Annotated in this window: 15 protein-coding genes and 2 pseudogenes; 8 read left to right on the forward strand and 9 right to left on the reverse strand. The window is 58.0% G+C overall.

Annotated elements, in window-relative coordinates:
• Positions 1 to 32 precede the first annotated feature (32 nt).
• The 3 genes from IVA78_RS11350 (at position 33) to IVA78_RS11360 (ending at position 3572) form a co-directional block, all read left to right on the forward strand.
• The gene (locus tag IVA78_RS11350) at positions 33 to 485 is read left to right on the forward strand and encodes a hypothetical protein (protein WP_247465300.1); all 453 of its coding nucleotides are present in this window, start codon (positions 33 to 35) and stop codon (positions 483 to 485) included.
• 442 nt (positions 486 to 927) lie between these two features.
• Positions 928 to 2169, forward strand: a complete 1242-nt coding sequence (locus tag IVA78_RS11355; protein ID WP_247418854.1) for a Fic/DOC family N-terminal domain-containing protein — start codon at positions 928 to 930, stop codon at positions 2167 to 2169.
• 752 nt (positions 2170 to 2921) lie between these two features.
• Entirely contained in the window at positions 2922 to 3572 is a 651-nt protein-coding gene (locus tag IVA78_RS11360) for a hypothetical protein (protein WP_247459755.1), read from the forward strand.
• Positions 3573 to 3686: 114 nt separating this feature from the next.
• On the opposite strand, the gene IVA78_RS11365 is transcribed toward IVA78_RS11360, so the two are convergent.
• Together IVA78_RS11365 and IVA78_RS11370 are read right to left on the reverse strand one after the other, a co-directional pair.
• A complete protein-coding gene (locus IVA78_RS11365; RefSeq protein WP_247459754.1) occupies positions 3687 to 3932 on the reverse strand; it encodes a hypothetical protein in 246 nt (81 codons plus the stop codon).
• 314 nt (positions 3933 to 4246) lie between these two features.
• Positions 4247 to 5164 carry a tyrosine-type recombinase/integrase gene (locus tag IVA78_RS11370; RefSeq protein ID WP_346015536.1) on the reverse strand — a complete coding sequence of 306 codons (918 nt, stop codon included), beginning with the start codon at positions 5162 to 5164 and terminating at the stop codon, positions 4247 to 4249.
• Between IVA78_RS11370 and IVA78_RS11375 the strand changes: the two are divergent.
• Positions 5127 to 5228, forward strand: a pseudogene (locus IVA78_RS11375) (IS110 family transposase); the annotation flags it as partial. The gene IVA78_RS11370 and the pseudogene IVA78_RS11375 overlap by 38 nt on opposite strands.
• A 1956-nt stretch (positions 5229 to 7184) precedes the next feature.
• On the opposite strand, the gene IVA78_RS11380 reads toward IVA78_RS11375, so the two are convergent.
• The 3 genes from IVA78_RS11380 to IVA78_RS11390 are packed head-to-tail and all read right to left on the reverse strand — an operon-like array spanning position 7185 to position 11353.
• Complete coding sequence (locus IVA78_RS11380; protein WP_247459751.1) at positions 7185 to 8354, reverse strand: serine protease; 1170 nt, start codon at positions 8352 to 8354, stop codon at positions 7185 to 7187.
• A complete protein-coding gene (locus IVA78_RS11385; protein WP_247459749.1) occupies positions 8354 to 10429 on the reverse strand; it encodes a S8/S53 family peptidase in 2076 nt (691 codons plus the stop codon). The genes IVA78_RS11380 and IVA78_RS11385 overlap by 1 nt, the downstream gene beginning before the upstream one ends.
• A 24-nt stretch (positions 10430 to 10453) precedes the next feature.
• Entirely contained in the window at positions 10454 to 11353 is a 900-nt protein-coding gene (locus tag IVA78_RS11390; RefSeq protein ID WP_247459746.1) for a hypothetical protein, read from the reverse strand.
• Positions 11354 to 11563: 210 nt separating this feature from the next.
• Here IVA78_RS11390 and IVA78_RS11395 point away from each other — a divergent pair, with 210 nt between their 5' ends.
• Complete coding sequence (locus IVA78_RS11395) at positions 11564 to 13237, forward strand: amidohydrolase family protein (protein WP_247459744.1); 1674 nt, start codon at positions 11564 to 11566, stop codon at positions 13235 to 13237.
• 362 nt (positions 13238 to 13599) lie between these two features.
• On the opposite strand, the gene IVA78_RS11400 is transcribed toward IVA78_RS11395, so the two are convergent.
• From IVA78_RS11400 to IVA78_RS11410, 3 genes and pseudogenes are all read right to left on the reverse strand, one after another.
• A complete protein-coding gene (locus IVA78_RS11400; protein ID WP_247465302.1) occupies positions 13600 to 14349 on the reverse strand; it encodes a DUF3883 domain-containing protein in 750 nt (249 codons plus the stop codon).
• 124 nt (positions 14350 to 14473) lie between these two features.
• Positions 14474 to 15103 (reverse strand): hypothetical protein, encoded by a 630-nt coding sequence (locus tag IVA78_RS11405; RefSeq protein WP_247459771.1) that lies wholly within the window; start codon positions 15101 to 15103, stop codon positions 14474 to 14476.
• A gap of 55 nt (positions 15104 to 15158) precedes the next feature.
• Positions 15159 to 15368 (reverse strand): annotated as a pseudogene (locus IVA78_RS11410) (transposase); the annotation flags it as partial.
• Positions 15369 to 15626: 258 nt separating this feature from the next.
• On the opposite strand from IVA78_RS11410, the gene IVA78_RS11415 reads away from it, so the two are divergent.
• The 3 genes from IVA78_RS11415 to IVA78_RS11425 all read left to right on the forward strand — a co-directional run bounded on the left by IVA78_RS11415 (position 15627) and on the right by IVA78_RS11425 (position 17653).
• Positions 15627 to 15713 carry a hypothetical protein gene (locus tag IVA78_RS11415; RefSeq protein WP_247459770.1) on the forward strand — a complete coding sequence of 29 codons (87 nt, stop codon included), beginning with the start codon at positions 15627 to 15629 and terminating at the stop codon, positions 15711 to 15713.
• A 58-nt stretch (positions 15714 to 15771) separates the two neighbouring features.
• Positions 15772 to 16623, forward strand: a complete 852-nt coding sequence (locus IVA78_RS11420; protein ID WP_247465306.1) for a hypothetical protein — start codon at positions 15772 to 15774, stop codon at positions 16621 to 16623.
• A 112-nt stretch (positions 16624 to 16735) separates the two neighbouring features.
• Complete coding sequence (locus tag IVA78_RS11425) at positions 16736 to 17653, forward strand: hypothetical protein (protein WP_247459739.1); 918 nt, start codon at positions 16736 to 16738, stop codon at positions 17651 to 17653.
• A 157-nt stretch (positions 17654 to 17810) separates the two neighbouring features.
• On the opposite strand, the gene IVA78_RS11430 is transcribed toward IVA78_RS11425, so the two are convergent.
• Complete coding sequence (locus IVA78_RS11430) at positions 17811 to 18212, reverse strand: hypothetical protein (protein WP_247459737.1); 402 nt, start codon at positions 18210 to 18212, stop codon at positions 17811 to 17813.
• Positions 18213 to 18215 lie beyond the last annotated feature (3 nt).

Here is an 18215-nt window from a genome sequence, read left to right on the forward strand (position 1 = left end):
AGCGCCGGCCGCGATCTTTGCGAAATCTGTCCTTGCTCTCAACGACGATGACAGGCCAGGCCAACTCCCGCGGCAGCATGGCCGCCGAGCGCCCCTGGGCACCCGAACACATCGAGGGACTGCCCAAGGATATCCGCCGCCATGTCGCGGGGCACGTCGAGGCCTGCGGCAATGCGCCGGCCCGGTCACACTATTTCTTGGTATTCATCGAAGCGTCGGGACTGCGCTTTAGGGCACAGCACTTCGAAGACTTCGCCTGCGCCAGGCCGTCTCTGGTGTGCCGCCCGAGCGGCTGCCTCCACGAGGTCTTCGCAGACGACGGCAGACGCCAGTGGCTCGTCTTCAGCGTCTACGCACGTGACATGAAATTGACGAAGGAGGGCGGGACGGCGGGCATCGAGGTCGTCGATGCCGCGGGTGTCAGGTCGTTCGCTTGGAACGGTCGGCGCTTCGCTCCGTCGAGAGCACGGAAAACCGGGCGGTAAGCGCCCCATCACTCGTCGGCGTCGATTCCAGGTGGTATCCAAGCGTCCCGGCTGCTCGGATCGTCAATCCGCCAGCTTGGGGGCGCTCCGGATGCCCGAACCATGCCGTCGAGTGCTATGTGCCGCAAAGATGGCCAGCAGCCCGTTTTTGCCGACGAAGCGGCGACCATAGCCGCACCGACCCAGCCGCCTGAACGGGTGGAGGCAGCGAGAATCTTCTCACGAATCTCCTCAAACGGACCGCGGTTGGCGCGGTTTGGCGGCCTAATTCCCGTTTCCGAGTACCCATTTGAGGGTCATGGCTTGGTTAATGGGAACTTAAAGAACGGAGGCGTGAGACCCAAAAAGCCAAAATAAGCTGCCCCGCGATCTCACCCTGTTATGGCTTTTTACCGAAACCCAAAATATAAAACAGGAAAACGACGTCTTATTCTGGGTTCCTATGAAGCGCAGCGATCTCAGCCATACGATCCGCGAGACCCTGAAGCGGCTTCCGCCGCCCTACGATTCTCATTACGGGATCGTCCCGCCGGCACCCCCGGAGGACGGCGTGTTCGTGGGCGGGGCGGTGAAAGCCTTGGAAGCCGCCCAAGCCTCCTTCGGCAAGGTCGACGCCATCGCCGCCCAGATGAAGGACCCCTACATCGTCAGCCGGGTCCTGACCAGACGAGAGGCAGTCAGTTCCTCCTCGATCGAAGGTACCCAGAGCACTCTCGACGAACTGCTTTCCGTCGAAGAGACGGGCGACGACGGCGCCCGGGACGAAGCGCGTCAAGTCCGCAACTACGCCGTTGCCTTGGACGGATTCATCCCTAGAGCCGCCAAGGCCGGCTATAGCGTCTTCACCATGGACCTGATCAAGGACCTCCATCGCGCCGTGATGAAGGACGACCCCGACTATCAGGACGTTCCCGGCGATCTCCGTACGCGCGTCGTGTGGATCGGCGGAAACAAAGACATCGCATATTCCAGCCTGAATCCTCCGCCCCCCGATGACGTGCCCGACTGCCTTGCCCAGACGGTCGACTACCTGCGGAACGAAGGCATGCAGCAGATGACGCAAGGGTTCATCACGCGCATGGCGATCGCGCACACCCATTTCGAGGCGGTACACCCGTTCCGCGATGGCAATGGACGCGTCGGTCGCCTTCTGCTTCCGCTCATGATGGCGGCAGAGAAGCACGTGCCTTTGTACCTTTCGCCTTACATCGAAAGCAAGAAGGGCACGTACTACGCTTCTCTCAAGGACGCTCAACAGCGGCTCGACTGGGAGCCGATCATCACCTTCATGGCCGACGCCGTCACAGGTACCGTCGAAGAGCTCATCCGCACCCGGACGGCACTGTCGGATTTGTCGGGGCGCTGGAGGGAGCGCCGAAAATTCCGAAAGGGATCTGCTGCCATCCGCGCCCTGGACGAACTTCACAACTACCCGGTTGTGACGGCGAAGCGCCTCGGACAACTGCTCGATGTGTCGCCCGCGCAAGTAAATCAGGCCATCGCGCAATTACAGGAAGCCGGCATTCTGCAGGAGAGGACCGGATACGCGCGAAACCGGATCTACGCCGCTCCCGAAGCTCTCGCCATCATCAACCGTCCGTTCGGCGAAGAGCCCATCCTCGCCGAGGTCGATGCGGACGAGGCCGATCTCGACGAGGTCTCGCTTGGCCCGAAGGGCCCGTGATCTCTCGTTAAATGCGGGGGCCGTACTGAAGCGACCGCGAGCGAGCGTCCCCTGGGTCCTCCACCTCATCTCTCCAGGTCAGGGGGCGGTACCGCCGACGCCATAGCCGGCGGCGAAGTCTCAGCTTGTCTGACACGCGTCGCGTCCGCCGGGTGAGCAGGTCCATTTCCAGGTCCACAGCGATCGACGCCAACCGGTACGTTCCCCCGATCATGCGCGCGACCTCCTCGTCCGTGATCGGACGATCCTCTCGATGATCTGCTATCCTTGCGATGCCGACGAACGTGCCAGTATTGGCGTCGATGCAACTGAGAGTGTCCGGGGTGGACGGATCATCGCTCCCGGAGACGACTACATCGCAGTCCCGATAAGGCAGGTTCCGCCTGCAAGCGCCCGATCGTACGGAGGACACGTCGCACTTCCTTTCTCGACGCGCCCAACAGGCGCATCGCCCTCGCTGAGTTTCTTCGTGCGCGGGAGAAGATCCGCGTGTGCTTCGATGGTCGGTCAGCGCAGATGAACGAGGGCCGCCACTGATCGTTACGATTTGAAAGGTCGCGAGGACAGGCGACGACGGCTTCGCTTCATCGGAAAGAATGCGTTGCCTTCGAAAACGGCGGCTTCGACAAATTTCGAAGGATTCGTTGAGGAAGAATCGAACAGCGTCGCGTCGGGATCGCCGGCGGCGTTCCGCCTTAAAGTTCTGGTAGGCAAGCCGAGAGCAAATCGGCAAGGAACGAGGAGGATTTCCGATGCCGGTGCTGGCGGACGAACGGCTTGCGGCGCTAGTGAGGCAGGTGATGCCGGCCCGAGCCCCGCAATGGGTAGTGCAGATCGTCGACGACCATCAAGACGCTTGCGTGATGTTCAACCGAAGCGTTCTGCGGGTCCATCGAAACTGGTCGACCGACGTCCACGACGCCGGGCTGCATTCCGTTCTGGCCTACCATCCGCTGAGTCTGAAGAAGGTGTCGTCGCAGGTTCTCCGCGGTTTGTCGTCGCGTACTGCCGTCGACGTCTGGCAGGCTTGCGCCATCAAGAAAGGCTACAAGGGACGCCTTTCGGAGAAGCGGGGTTTTCTGGCCAGGACCGCGGATGGAGAACTCGCGTTCGCCAGCAACGCGGCGGCGGGCGAACTGGACGCGCTTCGCGAGGTCAAGCGCGCCATCTACGAAAGAGCCCGTCAGGCCCGGTCTCGAGCTCAACGAGACCGAGAGTACCAGGGCTTGATGAGCAGGCGCCTGACGCTCCGGAAATATGATGGCTCTTTCCGTGTCCCGCTTTCGGACTACGAAGGGTGGCTGCCGAAGCAGACCGCGGAAGCGCTGAGGCACTACGGTGATGAAGGCGTCCCGCTTCTGGTGATCGAAGGCGAGGCGTTCGATCTCGTCCTCGCTGAATGACGGGGATCTGGCTGACTTGGTCTACCAATTGGACCGCGACGTCCAACGCGCGCAAGCCGAGACGGACGACCGGACACTAGACCAGTTCTTGGGAAGCTTGGACGAGGGCTAGGGCTAACAATCGGTACACGACGGCGGGCCGGCGATCATCGCCCCAGCAAGATGCACGCGATCATCGCCGACCTCATCGGCGCCGGCGCCGATCATCGGCGGGACCACCACGACCAGCATGATGATGGACATGTCGATCATCATCCGCCCGGGCATGATCACCGGCGGCATCAGCAGCAGCACCAGCACCACGACAGCCAGCGGCTGCTGGCCGCTTGCGATCAGCGCAAAACCCATTATCCTGTTCACGGCGAAATTTTTGCGGCGTTAATGTTCACCTTCGAGCCCGGCCGCCGATTTCCCCTGATCGGGCACCGATTTACAAAATCGAGTCGTTCTTAAAGCCCGGAATCGAATCGCTCTTATAGCCCGAGCGAGTCGTTCTTAAAGTGGACCGACACCGAAATAGCGCGCTGGTGGGCCCGGCAGGACTCGAACCTGCAACCAGACCGTTATGAGCGCACGGGTCGAACACTAAGTACATGATGTTTCATCGTTCTTTGTAACGGCGATTCACGAAAATCTGCGTTTGTTCACGGTCAACCGGTCCACCATTGGTCCACCTAGCTGGCTTTTCGAACAGAAGCCGTACGCACCTTCCTCGTGGACTCCACCCGGCTCTTCTGCGTGATCGCGAAGGCTGCGCCGCGCATGTAGTCCGGATGATGGTGGCCATAGGTGTCGATCAGAACCTTCACTGACATGCCGAGGAATCCCGCCGCCTCCCAGGGATCAGCACCGCGCTGCATGAGCCATGTTGCCGCGGTGTGGCGCAGCGTGTGCGGCGTCACGTTGCCGTCTGTCACGTCGAGCTTGGCAACCTCTACAGCGCGCGCGAAGGCGTTCTTCACCGACTTGACCGGTTGGCCGTGCCACTCGACGAAGCAGTTGGCAATGATCTTCTTCCGCTCCCAGCGCCGCATGTGTGCAAGGAGTCGCGGCGGAAGAGGAGCCGGCGGCTGCCGCTTGATCGTGGCGCGCTTACCGATCTTGAGCCTGTAGAAGATCCCGGCGTTCAGATCGACGAATGCCCGACCGTGCTCGCGCCGCGGAGAGGCTGCTGCAATGGCGGCAGCGCGGGTGCCGGTATAGAGGCCTATCAGGATAAATCGGGCCACGTGGCGAAGGGTGTACTTGGCCGTTTGTATCTTTTCGCCTTTGTTGCGACCGCGATGAATTGTCTGCACCTCCCGGTGCCGCCAACAGGCCCAAAGCAGACGAGCAGCTTCGCTCCGATCGAGCCATCGATCTCGTGGCGCACCTTTGGGCGGAAGCTTCACCTTGATGACCGCGTGATGCAGGTTTTGGTCGGCGTGGTGATTGATGGCGGCTCGTAGGTTCTCCAGATCACGGCGTGCGCCACCCTGGTTGCCGCGCTTCTTGGCGAACTTTTTTGTCAGCGACTCCTGCATCTCGCCCAGCATGTAGAGGCCGGCCCGTTCCATGGAGAAGATTATCACGGTGGGTTTGGATTTGGCCAAGTCGATCTTTCAAGTTCACGGCATCGCCGAAAACGGGAAAGTCTTGGTTCAATCTGTTCAGCGAATAGGATCAGGGCAAAGCGGGCGGCGCCGGGGATCCTATTGTCTTTTTCGATCCACATCAACGGCAATAGCCATGATCCGGAAGCGCTGGCAACGCTGGTTCAGCGTCGCATCGATGAGTCGATGAACTGGCGGACCCACGACACAGCATCTGAGTACACTTAAACAGAGTGCCTGGCATGCGCCAGGCCCTCTAATTTGCGTGACTGCAAACGAAATTGCGTCACTACAAATGGAGACGCAAGCACGTCGCTGCTATTTTAGTTTGATCCCGATTCGGTACGATGGAGCTATGTGATGCCTGAACTTCAAGAACATGACGGCACAAACGGCCTGAGACAGATGATCCCCATCCGAGAGGTCCTGAAACTGGTGCCCGTCAGCCATGCGACTCTACACAGAAAGGTCAGAGACCGCAGGTTCCCTCAATCGCACGAACTATCGCCCATGCGGGTGGGCTTCTTCTTAGACGAGGTAATCGAATGGCAAAAAAACCTCCGCAAAAAGAAAGGCTGACATTTGCGGGGGCATCACTGAGTTCGTTCAGATCGAGGCGCGTCGCGCGGACGGCCTCCTACGACGCAAGCCTAGGACTTGCAGCGAGGTAGTGTGGGTGGTCCGGTTTCCATCAACATCAACCGGAACAGCCGCGATCCGGACGCTTGCAAAACATTGGTACAGCGTCGCTTCGAAGAGTCGATGAACTGGCGGATCCACGACACTGTGTCGGAGTATACCTGAGCCAGGCCTCGGTGGCGATCAGGCTGATTGGTCAACTGCAAACGCATTGGCTTGACTACAGATGTCAAGCCAATGCGTGGCCGGATATTCTTCGACGAAAGTTTATCTGCGGAGTGAGCCAACGAAAAAGAGAGAGAAGGCGGGCTGCGTCCCCTGCAAAAGCACCAGCAAGTGCTCGACAATGTCCCTTTCACAAGTCGGCGCTCGATCAAGAGGTGTCGGAAGGTCGGTTTCCGCGTGCTCGCGAGATCGCGCCCCGCCGCATCGCCTGGTTCGAGGACGAGGTGAAGGCATGGCAGAGGGCGCTTGATGAGACTGCCTGAATTCGCCGGGGGCTTGGCTGCGGGAGCTCGCAGCTGCGCAGAAGGTCGATGGACCGTCTTCTCGTCCATCCGAACACACTCTTCGCCTTTTTGCCGGTCGGCATCCACGGAGACTCTGTGGCCGAGAAGGGCGGAAAGCAGATAATCCAGCTCAGCGATGTGGCCAAACTAGTTTATCACTCCGCACCTTTCGTCCCTTCTTTCATTGTAAATGGGATCCCATGAGATCTTAATTGAACAATGATAATTGTACTCACGACGCCGCTGCAAGCCGCCCGCCCATCGCCCTTCTTCAGAGTTTCCAATGCGCGAAATGCTATACGCTGTCCCGCCAAGGCGTCGAGCAGCAACGGAAGCAGCAGTCAGATCGCCACAATAAGATTCTTGATTGTAACCACCGCCGCGCCACCCGTACTTCCGTTGACCACTTCTTCGCGCGCCCAACCAGCTTGTCCAAAATCGGAGTGGCGGCAGATTTTTGAATGTCACGGGTTTGGTGCACGCCTGCTTCATTCCCGCCTCAGCCATTCGGATGCTGCATTGGCGAGCATCAATTCTGTCTGGCCCCCAATTGCTCTCTTACTAGGCCCTCATACGTCGACAACTCTGCTCCCGCTTTGAACTCTCCGCCTGCCGAGCCAAGTATGCGGCTTATTATGCCCTTTGCTTCAGCGTTTAGCTCGCCCGTTCCAGTCACAAGAGTCGCTCGACCCCTGCTAGCCAGTTCTCCACAAACGCGGGTTGCGAAAAGGGCTGCTTCTTCGAGGCATGTCGCTCCCACGGGTGCTATCGAAAGCGCGAGAAAAGCTGCCGCGATCGATTCAACACGGCCTACCATCGGCTAGCCTCCTCGTTGATACGAAACCTTCCAAAATGCGGACACTCTTACTTTGCTACGGGAGAGGTTTGTAACCAGTGAGCTGCGGATTTGCCTTCAGGATGGCTACTAGCCTGTCCGTATGAACCGCCTTGTTCAACATGTCGCAGGATTGCGGATCGGTCTTTTCAAATCCGGTATGATGTACACCGACAACAACGTTGTCAGCGTCGAGCACCGGCGCGCCCGAACTGCCCGCTTCGGTATCGCACCGATGCGCAAAATCTCGGGAAGCTTTCACGGTGGCAACCTGGCCGACGGACGTGCTGAGCGCCTGACAAAGGTTGCTGGACACTTTCTTCGCCTCGGCCGCTGGGTGATGAATTATCCGCACCGGTACATCGCCGGCCCGCGTTGAACGAAGGGCGAGCGGCGGCGGCGGCGCTTCCGCTCTGGTAGCTTCCAACCGCAGGATAACCAGATCGTCGTTAGGAGCCTGGACCTCAACCTCTTTGCACTTGTACTCGCGACCCACCGCGTCGCCATCCCAGGAAAAATCAACCGACGCATTGTTGCATACCTCCTTCGACCAGCGATCGGCGGTATCGCCAACAGTCCCGCCACAATGATGGTTGGTTACAAACAACACATGCGGATCGCTGGCGACGACGAAACCAGAACAGGTCCAAAGAGAAACGCCATCGATCGAATTGCCTTCGGTTGCGATCAACATGCCAACCGACTCGCCGACACGCCGGCGGTCCGCCGGTGTGTTGCAACAATGCAGGTCGTGCCAGGCCGGCACCGCGTCTTGCTTCGAATAGTAGGGCCGTTTGGCGTCCTTCGGCACGGCGACATATTGCAGTGTTTCAATGACGGGCACCTGCGAAACGGCTCCGACTACATCGAGGGTGACGGAGTTGGCAGCAAAACGATCGGTCCATTGCGACAGGCCTGGCTTCAAATGTTTGGACGAAAACGTCTGCAGTGGTCTGCCGGCTAGGTCGCGAATCGTCAGCGACCATGCGTCATCCGATGACGCGATGCTGCGCAAGTGAATCCTGACGTATCTCAGCTGATCGTCGCTCTCAAGCCGCTTGCTTTCGCCAACCTTGATGATGCGCTGCCACGGAATGAAGCGGCCGAATTCGGTTGCAATTGTTGCTTGTGTTTCGCAAGGGGTTGCAAAAACCGTATTGCAAACTGTAACGGAAAGGAAAGCCGAGACTACCAAGCGCTTGCACATTAACATCGGCCCGAGGGAAGCACTTGGTTCGATCCCTCGAAACCTGACAGTATGAATTCCACGTCGTTGATCGATATAGGCTCGGACAGCAAGGCGCCTTCCTCGTATCTAACGCGAAGCAGCGGCTGAGTTCCGACGAGCAGACCCGGTCCGTACCGTTTCACGATCGCATTCGCGCGATTGACCGGCTCATAAAAGGCGTACCAGACGGGGCCCGTGTCGGGAATTTCGTCGCGCACCAAGTGCCGTATGCGGCGTGGATCGATTCCTCCGCCCTCCAGCGGCCGACGCGACACCGGGTCGATAAACTCGATCTTGTCGCGGCACCATTGCAGGCCCTTAACGCGCTTGACGGCTTCGGACTTGACTTGGACATGATGAATACCAGGATCTTTTAGGGCTTTGTCGGCGTTGACGACACCGGTGGAGACCTTGCGCGCCAGCGCGGAGCTGGCAGGGGGGTGCACGGCGGACTGAAGGCGGACCTTGAGCTCGCGGGTGTTACGATAACGGTCGGGGAAGCAGGTCATCATCGCACCTGCAAGACCGCCCACGATCGCCGCAGCCTGCGAGGTGCCATAGGTCACAGCATACTGGGAACTGGAAGCCGTAGATGGTATGCCCGTAGCAAGGGTGCCTCCCGGCGCAGCGAGTGCGACCAGGCCTGCGGTCGAATAGTTGGCCCAATCGGCAACTTTCGCATTGCGTGTGAAGCAGTCTTCGCAAGCGGTTACCACCAGCACGTTCCTTAGATCTCCGATGTTCATCGGCGACAACCGACTGTTCGGCTGGATGTTAATTGTGCTGTTGCCTGCTGCAACAACCCAAAGCTTTTCTCCGTCCCTGATGTCCTCGATAAAGAACGGCTTGCGCAGCCGCTCGTCGAGGTCTGGCAATGGGTCCACCGTATTGCCGTTGAGGAAGTTGCTCGCGAAAACGAACAAACGTAAGCCATCATAGGCCTTTTCAGCGACTACATCGCCAAGTTGCCACTCAGTCATCTTATCGAACGCGCGCGTATCAAGCCTCGCCGCTGGCGCTAACCCGACAAAGCTGTCGGGCTGGTTGGCGCTGAATATGATTCCGGCAAGATGCGTTCCGTGATGCTCAGTTTTATTGTACGCGACCCAGGGGCAAAGTTTGGCAAATTCATCTTGTGGCGCACCAGCAGCGTTGATGACGGGTGGCTCCGGATCCGGGATGGAGCCGACAATATGCGGGTGTGGCGCGGCCTTACCGTCGACCAACACGATCTCCGGACAATTGTCCCCGGCGCATTTCATCGCACAGGCCGGCATTACCGACAGCCCGAGTAAAGATGCATAGTGCGGTTTTGGTGTTACGGCAGATATTTTCTGGCGGCAGTCGCTAAACCAGCCGTCGGGGCTAGCCGAATTGAAGGATTTCAGCGCAGGACCACCGCCCAGCGGTACCACGCGCACGCTCCGCCGGCCAATCGCTTGGTCGTAGCGCTGCAGCGACCTCAGGAAAGCGTCGTTTTCCTCCCGATCAGGGATGGCAACTTTGGTCCGGAATCCGCGGAAAACCACCTGTGTCTGCGCGCCTCGGTTGATTTCATCGGCGGCGAAGGTCTTTCTGCTGCTCACGGCCTTGTTGTAGCGATCCTCTTCGGTCGCATGCATGCGATCGAACGACTGCGAATAAGTCATCTCCTCGATCGGCAGGTCCGGATAAGCGAATTGTGTTGCCGTCCGACTTGGGAGTGACGTTGCATCTGTTTTTTCGACTGCCGGGGATTTGGCATTGAGCTTTAACAACAAGCCTTCCATGCTTGAAGTGCAGCCAAGGCGCGCGGTGCGAAAGCCAAGTAGACCTAACATCGTTCCGCAGGGGCCGACTTTCTGATCAATTTCTGCCGTCTTGATCGGCACCAAGTTGCGCTCTATCAGGGCCGTGGCGAGCCGCGCCCAGTCGTTCGGTGGATCATTGCCAAGGAACTCTATGCGATAGGATGCCATCTCGTCGGCAGCTACTGCGCCGGCGCTGAATATCGGTTCAGATAGGCATGCCATAGCAGCGGCCAGAATGCCGAGTAACAACTTACGAAGCCGCATGACCCTACCCTCCAGTTTGGTCGACTATTGTCGGGCGACAGTCTGTGGACATGGTGCGCCGGTCAGGTAGAGGCAGCGATGACCGCGCTTGTCCGAATCGCGGATAGTTAGGTCAAGGCTTCCGGCGCCGCCGCAAAAGTAATGCATGACGGAATTTGGCGTGTAGGGCGTCAGCGGCTTGTAGCTGTTGCCCTCCGTAAAGCAGCCGGGGATGTTACGGATGTGCTCGTGCCGATAGCCGAGAATGTGCCCTATTTCGTGGCGCAATACGCCCACAGGGTCAAAGCCCATCGCGGGATCGAAATAGCCAGGAAAAATGACCACTTGCCGGTCATCGTTGGGCGAACTCGGGAAAAACGCGCGGGCTATCGGTCCGCCGGCGACGTTTTCATATTTTACGACAAAGGTAGGCACATTGCCGGAGCTGACCTCGGCTTGGCTCAGTTCGACAAAGGAGATCGCGCATTCGGGGCACGCTTCCTGCCATTCGACAGCCGCTTTTCGGAAATTCTCCTCGGCGGTACGCGCTGCAGCAACGCTTGGAAATGTATTAGCTTGGACGTGATAGGTCATCCGCCGCCGCGCCGGCGCTGCGAGATAGTCCAATCGGCCGCCAAACACATTGACGATCAGCTCATCCGAACTGACCTGGTTGGCCTGCGGCGTCCGCAGCCCCTTCAGATAGGTTTCGAGTTCGCTGCGAGACAGCAATATGTCCCCTTCGACCAGGTACCTTCCCGACCCTGGCGGGACCTCGATCAGCGTGGCTACTAAAGCGTCGACCTTCGCTTTATTGCTCGGATCGGTCACAGCGGCTTGATAGATATGACGCTGTTGTTCCGACTCGCTTTGTGCAATGCCGGATGTTGTGAGCGCAAACGACCACGTAACGGCCATAAGCGCGCAAATCGATAATGCTCTCATAACGAGCCTCTAATTGCTTGATGGTATAAATTCGTCGTTGCAATGCGATCCGGACGCTCTTCACGCGATCCGACGATGAGCTTCGGACAGCGTAATCAAAGGTCCGGCACATTTCCATTGTACATCAGACAAACACAAATGAAAGTTGTATTTTAGAACGATAACCAGTTGAATAGACCACCTCGGGAACTTGCGAACTTTGGGGGAGGCATGCGGCGCCGGGACTTTGTGCAATTACTTTCGTTGCTGCCGGCGGCCGCTTGGGTCGGCCGGCCGGCGCTTTCGCAGGTCGCTTCGAATTCGGCGGCGACACGTCGGCTGATCGATATCCACGCGCATGTCTTCAACTCAACGGACCTTCCCGCCCGGCGGTTTCTGAAGATCGTTTTCCTGCACAAGCACCCAGAACAGGGGACAGAAAACGTGCTCGCGCTGGGCAACAACGACGTGCTCGATTGGCTCATCGAACTTTTCATCCGGATCACCAGTGGTCGTGCCCCGGACGCCCGAACCGAAATCGCGTTGCTTGACGGCTTGGGGTTGGCGGACAATGCGGCGCGAGATTTCAACGCTGCGAGTGCGATCACGATTGAGCGCGTTGCTGAATTTCTGCGTGAGCCCCCGCCTTCCCCGTCTTCTCTAGCGCGACAGCCGGGATCGGCTGCCGGGGCCGCGGCCCTGAAGGGGGCTGTATTGCGAGCAGGCGGCGTGCGCCACGAGGATTTCTCGGCAGCTTCGACTGATACGCAGGCCGCGGCCCGAAACGCCTTCAATTCGAATTTCGACGTAGGCGTATATTTGCGCTGGTTCACGCTGTTCACTATGTACCGTCATGCGTTGGTGGATCACCTCGCGGACTATCACAAACGGCAAGGCTATGAACCCATCCTGTTGGCGCCGGCCCTGGTCGACTACTCAAAATGGCTCGGCGAGGAGGTGGCCTCGCCGCTGATGGACCAAGTTCAGGTGATGGGTCGGATCGCTCGTCGGCCCGATGGTCCGGCCGTGCATGGCTATGTGTGCTATGACCCACTCCGCGAAGTGTTTCACCGCCGTTTCTCGGAGCCAGGACCAGCGCCGCTTCAGATCGTACGAAGGGCGATCATTGAGCACGGCTTCCTAGGCGTAAAGCTTTATCCGCCGATGGGTTTCAAGCCGACCGGCAATGCCCGCGGACAGCAATATCCACGCGAGATCATCGAAAAGTTGAACCAGAGGGTCAGCGCTGACCTGAACCGCGCGATGGATGATCTCTTTGCACTTTGCACGAATTTGTCGGCGTCGATCATCGCTCATACCGCCGAATCCAACGCAGCTGGCCCCGACTATGCGCGGAGAGCTGATCCGGCGCACTGGCTGCCGGCGCTGCGGAAATATCCGTCGCTGCGGCTCGCCTTCGCTCATTTCGGCCGCTTCTCCTATGTCTCAGTAGGCGCGCCACGAAATTCCAAAATGCCGGAAAGCAGTTGGGAGTGGACATTCGGCCGCACGATTGCGGAGGATCGCAACAAGCCGCTGTTCGCAGATTTGAGTTACTTCTCCGAAGTGCTGGAGGAGGGGAATGCCGCGAAGCGCCGGCAACTGAGCCAAACGATGAGGCGCTTCGTTCGGACATTCGATCCGGACGTCCGGCATTTATTGTTCGGTACCGATTGGCTCATGCTTGGCGTCGAAAGTCGGCATGATCGTTATCCCGAGGCTCTTGCGAAATTCCTGCGCGACGACTGCGGCTTCAATGCCGACGCAATGGCGCAGGTTTTCTATGGCAACGCCGTCCGATTTCTGGGGCTTGGCCGCGGCGAGCCAGTGCGGGAAAGACTCGCGTCCTTCTATAAGGACAACAACTTGAACGACAGCAGATTGGCCGCGTTTGACCAAAGCTAGGACGCGCTTGTTATGTCGATAAGCGATATCGAGGCCACGAGGCACAGAACCCCGCACCCCGTCTTTCTCGGTCCCGGAAGCATCGCGTGTTCGGCGCCGTCAACGGAAGAGAAGACGTCCACTATGATCGGGCACATGAAGGCCAAGGTCCACCTCGGTCGCTGCTATATCAAAGGTCGACGACCAGATTTCGTCGCACTGGACGCACTTGCATTCGAGGCCGCGCACATACTGGTCGAAGTAGGCCCGCGCAGACCTTGCCGGCTAGGGCCTCGTAGCACGTTACTCGCATGCCGGCCGTAGAACTCCACCCCATCTGTCCTCCATCGGGGAAAAGCCAATCCAACTAATGATGGTGCTCGCTACCGACGTTTGAAACCGAAGCGCACGCCCTCTCCTAGGAGGTCCAGCACTCCATCAGCTTCTGCACTCAGCGGATTCGGCAGAACGTCGATGCGGGTATTCGCAGGGTCATGGGGATCCGCGACATAGATGATGCAACAGCGGATGGTCGACCTAGGTTTGGCGGCATCCCTGGCCGCCCTTACCTCCGTTTCGCCCATCTCGAAACGTTGATGGTCTCCCAGACTAGCTTTTACCTCGATCTGCCAAGTTTGCCTGCGATATTCGACCACGAAGTCATAGCCCGCACTATCCGTGCCCTGCTTGCCCAGTTGTCGAAAACCATTCTCTGACACCCATGCCTTATCGATGTCCTGAGTCGGCAATCGTTCCTTGAGCCAATGGTAGACAACCAGTTCGCCAAGTCGGCCGATCATATCCTTCTTCGGTTGCGGAATTTGCGAAGTATGCTGTCCAGATGCCTTCCGGGGGCCCGATCGGTTCCATTGATTCGAAGTTCCCTGGTTGACGGGGGCGAGATCGGCGAGCCTGCCAAGGGTGGCCGTCTTGATTTGCTTTGAAAGATTTGTCTCGATCTCACTTGAGATTAGCGTCCAGTTGGCGCCGACGGGATCAACGTTGCGACCATTGAAGAGCACTGAACGCGCCTTCGTGGCCACCCTCACTGCCTCTTCGAGCGCCTTCTTGGTCTCTGCTTCAACGTCCGTGACCTTTATTCCCAGAGCTTCACGGTCCAGCGTTGGCTTCATTCCGCCAGGCCAAAGCTTGAGCACGTCGCACCATCTCAACAGAGCGGCATCGTCCAGCCGTCGAAAATCGACGACGCCAGCAGCCTCAAGTACGCTGCGAAGGCCGGATTCCGCCGTTAACGAGTTAAGCCGCTGATAATCCGCGGGCTGCGCACCAGGTGCGGACGATAGGCGCGGCCGAAGCCGAAAACTTCGCAATGGCGATGACGTTTACGGAACGGACTTGCGACACAGGTTCGAGGTCGTATTCATTGCTACCGAGAGGGTGAGCGCCTTTCGCCCTCAACCACTTCGCGACCTGGTCGGTGATCAGGTCGTCCGGGACTAATCGATGAACCGGCAGCCAGGCGGGATCGGCTGGGATCTTCCTGATCTCGTCTTTTGAACGTGCGTAGTCGTGAGCTGAAGCAAAGCCTGTCAAGATCGGCGCGACGGCGTTGCGTAACGCATCAATGATCGAGATTTCATTCTCGATCACAAAGTTCAACACCTGCGAGGCATGCAGTTCGGGGTAGGTGTCAAGTGTGCCACCAGTCGCGGCGAGGCTCGCATTGAATGCCGCAAAATCGAGATCGAGACGTTCTCGGAACTGATCGATACTGAATGATTGCCGCGAGACCTCGATCAGCTCGTTAGCCGTAAGCGTGCCTAAAACCAGAAGTTCCGCTAGTGCGGCGCTCAACTTCAGGGGGGCGCCACCAGAACTTATCTCGGCCATTCGAAATGAGTCGAGCGCTTCGGGGCCGCCGACCATATGGACTGCTGCCCTGATCCATGGAAGTCTTGTATCCAGCCTTTCGCTTAAAAGATAGAAGCTTCTTCAGCTTCGCGTTCTCGTCTTCCAGCGCCCTCAGCCGCTTCGCCTCTGAAACGTCCATGCCGCCGAATTTGGCCTTCCAAATGTAGATCGTTGCTTCCGAGACCCCGTGCTTGCGAGCCAGGTCGGCCGTCTTTGCTCCAGCCTCATGCTCCTTCAACACCGCGATAATCTGCTCTTCTGTGAACCTTGCTCGCTTCATCTGTCCGTCCTTCTTCGGGCCGGACTCTAACTCCTTCTGGAGGAAATACTCAGTGGCAGGTCAAAACGAGTTGATACAGATCCGCGCCTCGCTGGTTATCGGAATAGAGTCGTCGCGGTTGCCGGTGGAGGACTTGAAGGAGAAGATGCAGATCGCAATCACGCGGTATGGGGATTCGCACCAGAGTCCAGTGAGCCTCCGCCTGGTCAGGCGGATTTGTTCGATTTGCTCATTACTACGGACGTGCTGGCAGAAGGAATGAATCTCCAGCAGTGCCGCAATATCCTGAACTACGATTTACCTTGGAACCCGATGCGACCTGGTTCAGCGCCATGGACGCATTGATCGTATTGGTAGCCCGCACCCGCGCGTATTTCTCCGCACGGTTTTTCCCGCCGACCGCTTGGACCAATTGCTTGCGCTGGAGGCGCGAATACTTCGAAAACTTACGCAGGCGGCAAAGAGTATCGGTGTTGGCACGTCACCGGTACACGGCGCGGATTCCGGAGAACAGGTCTTTTCAGAGACCCGCTCCGAGATTGAAAAGCTTGCTCAAGAAGACCCCACCTTGTTTGAGCAGGGCGGGACTGCCTCAGCGGCTCAAACTGGTGAAGAATATCGGCACAGGCTCCGTGCGGCTCTGCAGGCTGACCGCGAGGCGATCGTTGGACTGCCTGGGCGGGCGGGGAGCGGATTTCGAAAGGGGAGTGCCTCAGGCGTGCTCTTTTGCGCGGAAGTTGAATTGTCTGAGGGACGGCGCAACTTCCTCAGGTTTGTGCCTGCCACCCATGATTGGCAGCCACAGCAAGATGTCGATGCGATTGTTCGCGAAACAGGAGCATGTCTTCGCATTATTGACTGCACGGAGGACACCACGCGGCAAGTTCCACCGGAACTCGGCGAAGGCGTGTTTGCGTTTTGGAATGCCGCACGTGCCAGTATTTTGACTGAGTGGGACGAGCTCGCAGATCCGGCTAATCTTCAGCCCCAGGTTCGTCTGCTGAACAGACAGGTTGCTGGATTCATTCGAGCTCACCCTCCAATCGATACCGATTTGGAAAAAGTGAACAAGGCGCTCGACATCTTGGAAGCTCCGTGGCCCAGGCGCGAGGAAGGCTTGTTGAGAGAACAGTTCCGCGACCGAGCTGGAGCAGCCGTGGGACGAAGTCTCAGGCTGATCGAGTGGATATTGGCCACGGGTCTTGAGCGCTATACGGCGCCGCCTCCACTGCCACCGATAACGGAACAGGATTAAGGCTCGTGTGCTGGATGGCTATCACGGCCGATTGAACACTGCGAGCACTGAGAGATCAAAACTACCGGGGGACATCGTGGCGGACGAGCTAACAAGAATACCAGAGCGACGAGTGTGGCTTCGCGCCTTCTGGGGTTTCGGTCCAGAGGACGGCGGCTATCTTGGTTTCACCAACGAGGGAAACCGGGACCGATTTATTCGTGAATACCAAGACGGGGATCTGGTTTTGATCTACGGCGCTGATCAAGACCAGACGCGACCGGAACAGCGTCGACAGTTGCTTGGATTTTTAGAGATTGAGCCCGTACCGATCGTAGATTCTGAGCGTTCGTCGGAAGCAGAGCGGCACAGAAAGCTCGAAAATGGTTGGAAGGACCGATGGACATACGCCGTGCCTGTCAAGCGAGCATGGCGAGTAAATCGCAGGATTGAGGCCCACAATCTCGCACGCACTACCTTTGCGACGCACAATCCAGTTTTGATTGCCTCCCGGTGCGAGTTGCTTACCCAAGACGAGGCTGAGCGAGCATTGGCGTTGCCAGTTACGCCGGCCAATGTGTACGGCGAACCCCCGCTTCCGTTGACTGAGACACAAGGTGAGGCGGAGCTACGCAGGTTCTTTCAGCCTAGTGCGGGTGTAACGCCAACGTTCGGCGACCGAGCCTTCACGATCGAGGATGGTGAAAATCGCCTCTACGTTCTGAAGCTAGACGGCGATGTAGCTAGTTTCCTTGGCCGAAGCAGTCATGAGACCATCGGCAAGGTAATCGTAAAAGTGGGACATGCCAAAGAGCCGAAGCAGCGTTGTGCAACTCACAACGCGCATCTGCCGACCGCGTGTGCGTTTCGTTGGACGGTCTCATTGATTTCCAGACCCTTCCCTGGCGGCGAACAGGCCAAATCCGCTGAGGACAATCTGAAGAAGATGTTCAATGATCGATTTGAAAGTCTGGGCGGAGAATTTTTTTGGGTGATGAGGATTCGATATCCTCAGCCTTCTCTGAGGCGTCCAGAGCGGTCAGTTTCGTGATCTCCGGTTCGAATCGATTACGGTATGTCTGATACTTGGGCTGTAATCACGCCCGCCCTAGACCCCGTGTGAAACGAGCACATTTGTAATTCGAAGTAGGACAGCGCTTCCCTTTCCAGGAAAATTGGCAGAAATCTTGAGCTTCGTTGAGTCACAACTAACGCGGCTTCCTAGTCAGGCTTTGTTTTGCAATCGCGTTGAGCGACCTAGGTAGAAGCTGATTGACCGCAGGTTCGACCGCTTCCTCGCTCGCTCTCGGCTGAACCTTCATCGTCGAAAAGCCCTTAAATTCTTTGGAGCTTGTAAGCGCTTGCTTGTCGTCTGTGCAAACCGTCCCAGGCTCTGCCTTGCAAAAACACCAGCCCGTTGCGGTCATGGTATCGACGTCATCCAGCCCGTCGATAACGATCTGTCCGTTTGTCTCGCAAGCTTTGCGATTATCGAATTCCAAGGAAGTACTGCTTTTGAATGTCCATACGCTCTTAGCCTTGCGCGTTGGGGCGTCCAAGTGCGGAGCAGGAGGAGTGGTAAAGAACAGAAGCAGCAGAATGTACTTCACGAT

Origin of the sequence: Bradyrhizobium sp. 137 (genome assembly GCF_023074095.1) — a bacterium.
GTDB lineage: Bacteria > Pseudomonadota > Alphaproteobacteria > Rhizobiales > Xanthobacteraceae > Bradyrhizobium.

Excerpts from the sequence above, each read along its gene's own strand:
- IVA78_RS11355 (WP_247418854.1), top strand. The coding sequence starts at position 928 with ATGAAGCGCAGCGATCTCAGCCATACGATCCGCGAGACCCTGAAGCGG.
- IVA78_RS11360 (WP_247459755.1), top strand. The coding sequence starts at position 2,922 with ATGCCGGTGCTGGCGGACGAACGGCTTGCGGCGCTAGTGAGGCAGGTG.
- IVA78_RS11380 (WP_247459751.1), bottom strand. The coding sequence starts at position 8,354 with ATGTGCAAGCGCTTGGTAGTCTCGGCTTTCCTTTCCGTTACAGTTTGC.
- IVA78_RS11385 (WP_247459749.1), bottom strand. The coding sequence starts at position 10,429 with ATGCGGCTTCGTAAGTTGTTACTCGGCATTCTGGCCGCTGCTATGGCA.
- IVA78_RS11390 (WP_247459746.1), bottom strand. The coding sequence starts at position 11,353 with ATGAGAGCATTATCGATTTGCGCGCTTATGGCCGTTACGTGGTCGTTT.
- IVA78_RS11395 (WP_247459744.1), top strand. The coding sequence starts at position 11,564 with ATGCGGCGCCGGGACTTTGTGCAATTACTTTCGTTGCTGCCGGCGGCC.
- IVA78_RS11400 (WP_247465302.1), bottom strand. The coding sequence starts at position 14,349 with ATGAAGCCAACGCTGGACCGTGAAGCTCTGGGAATAAAGGTCACGGAC.
- IVA78_RS11405 (WP_247459771.1), bottom strand. The coding sequence starts at position 15,103 with ATGGTCGGCGGCCCCGAAGCGCTCGACTCATTTCGAATGGCCGAGATA.
- IVA78_RS11415 (WP_247459770.1), top strand. The coding sequence starts at position 15,627 with ATGAATCTCCAGCAGTGCCGCAATATCCTGAACTACGATTTACCTTGG.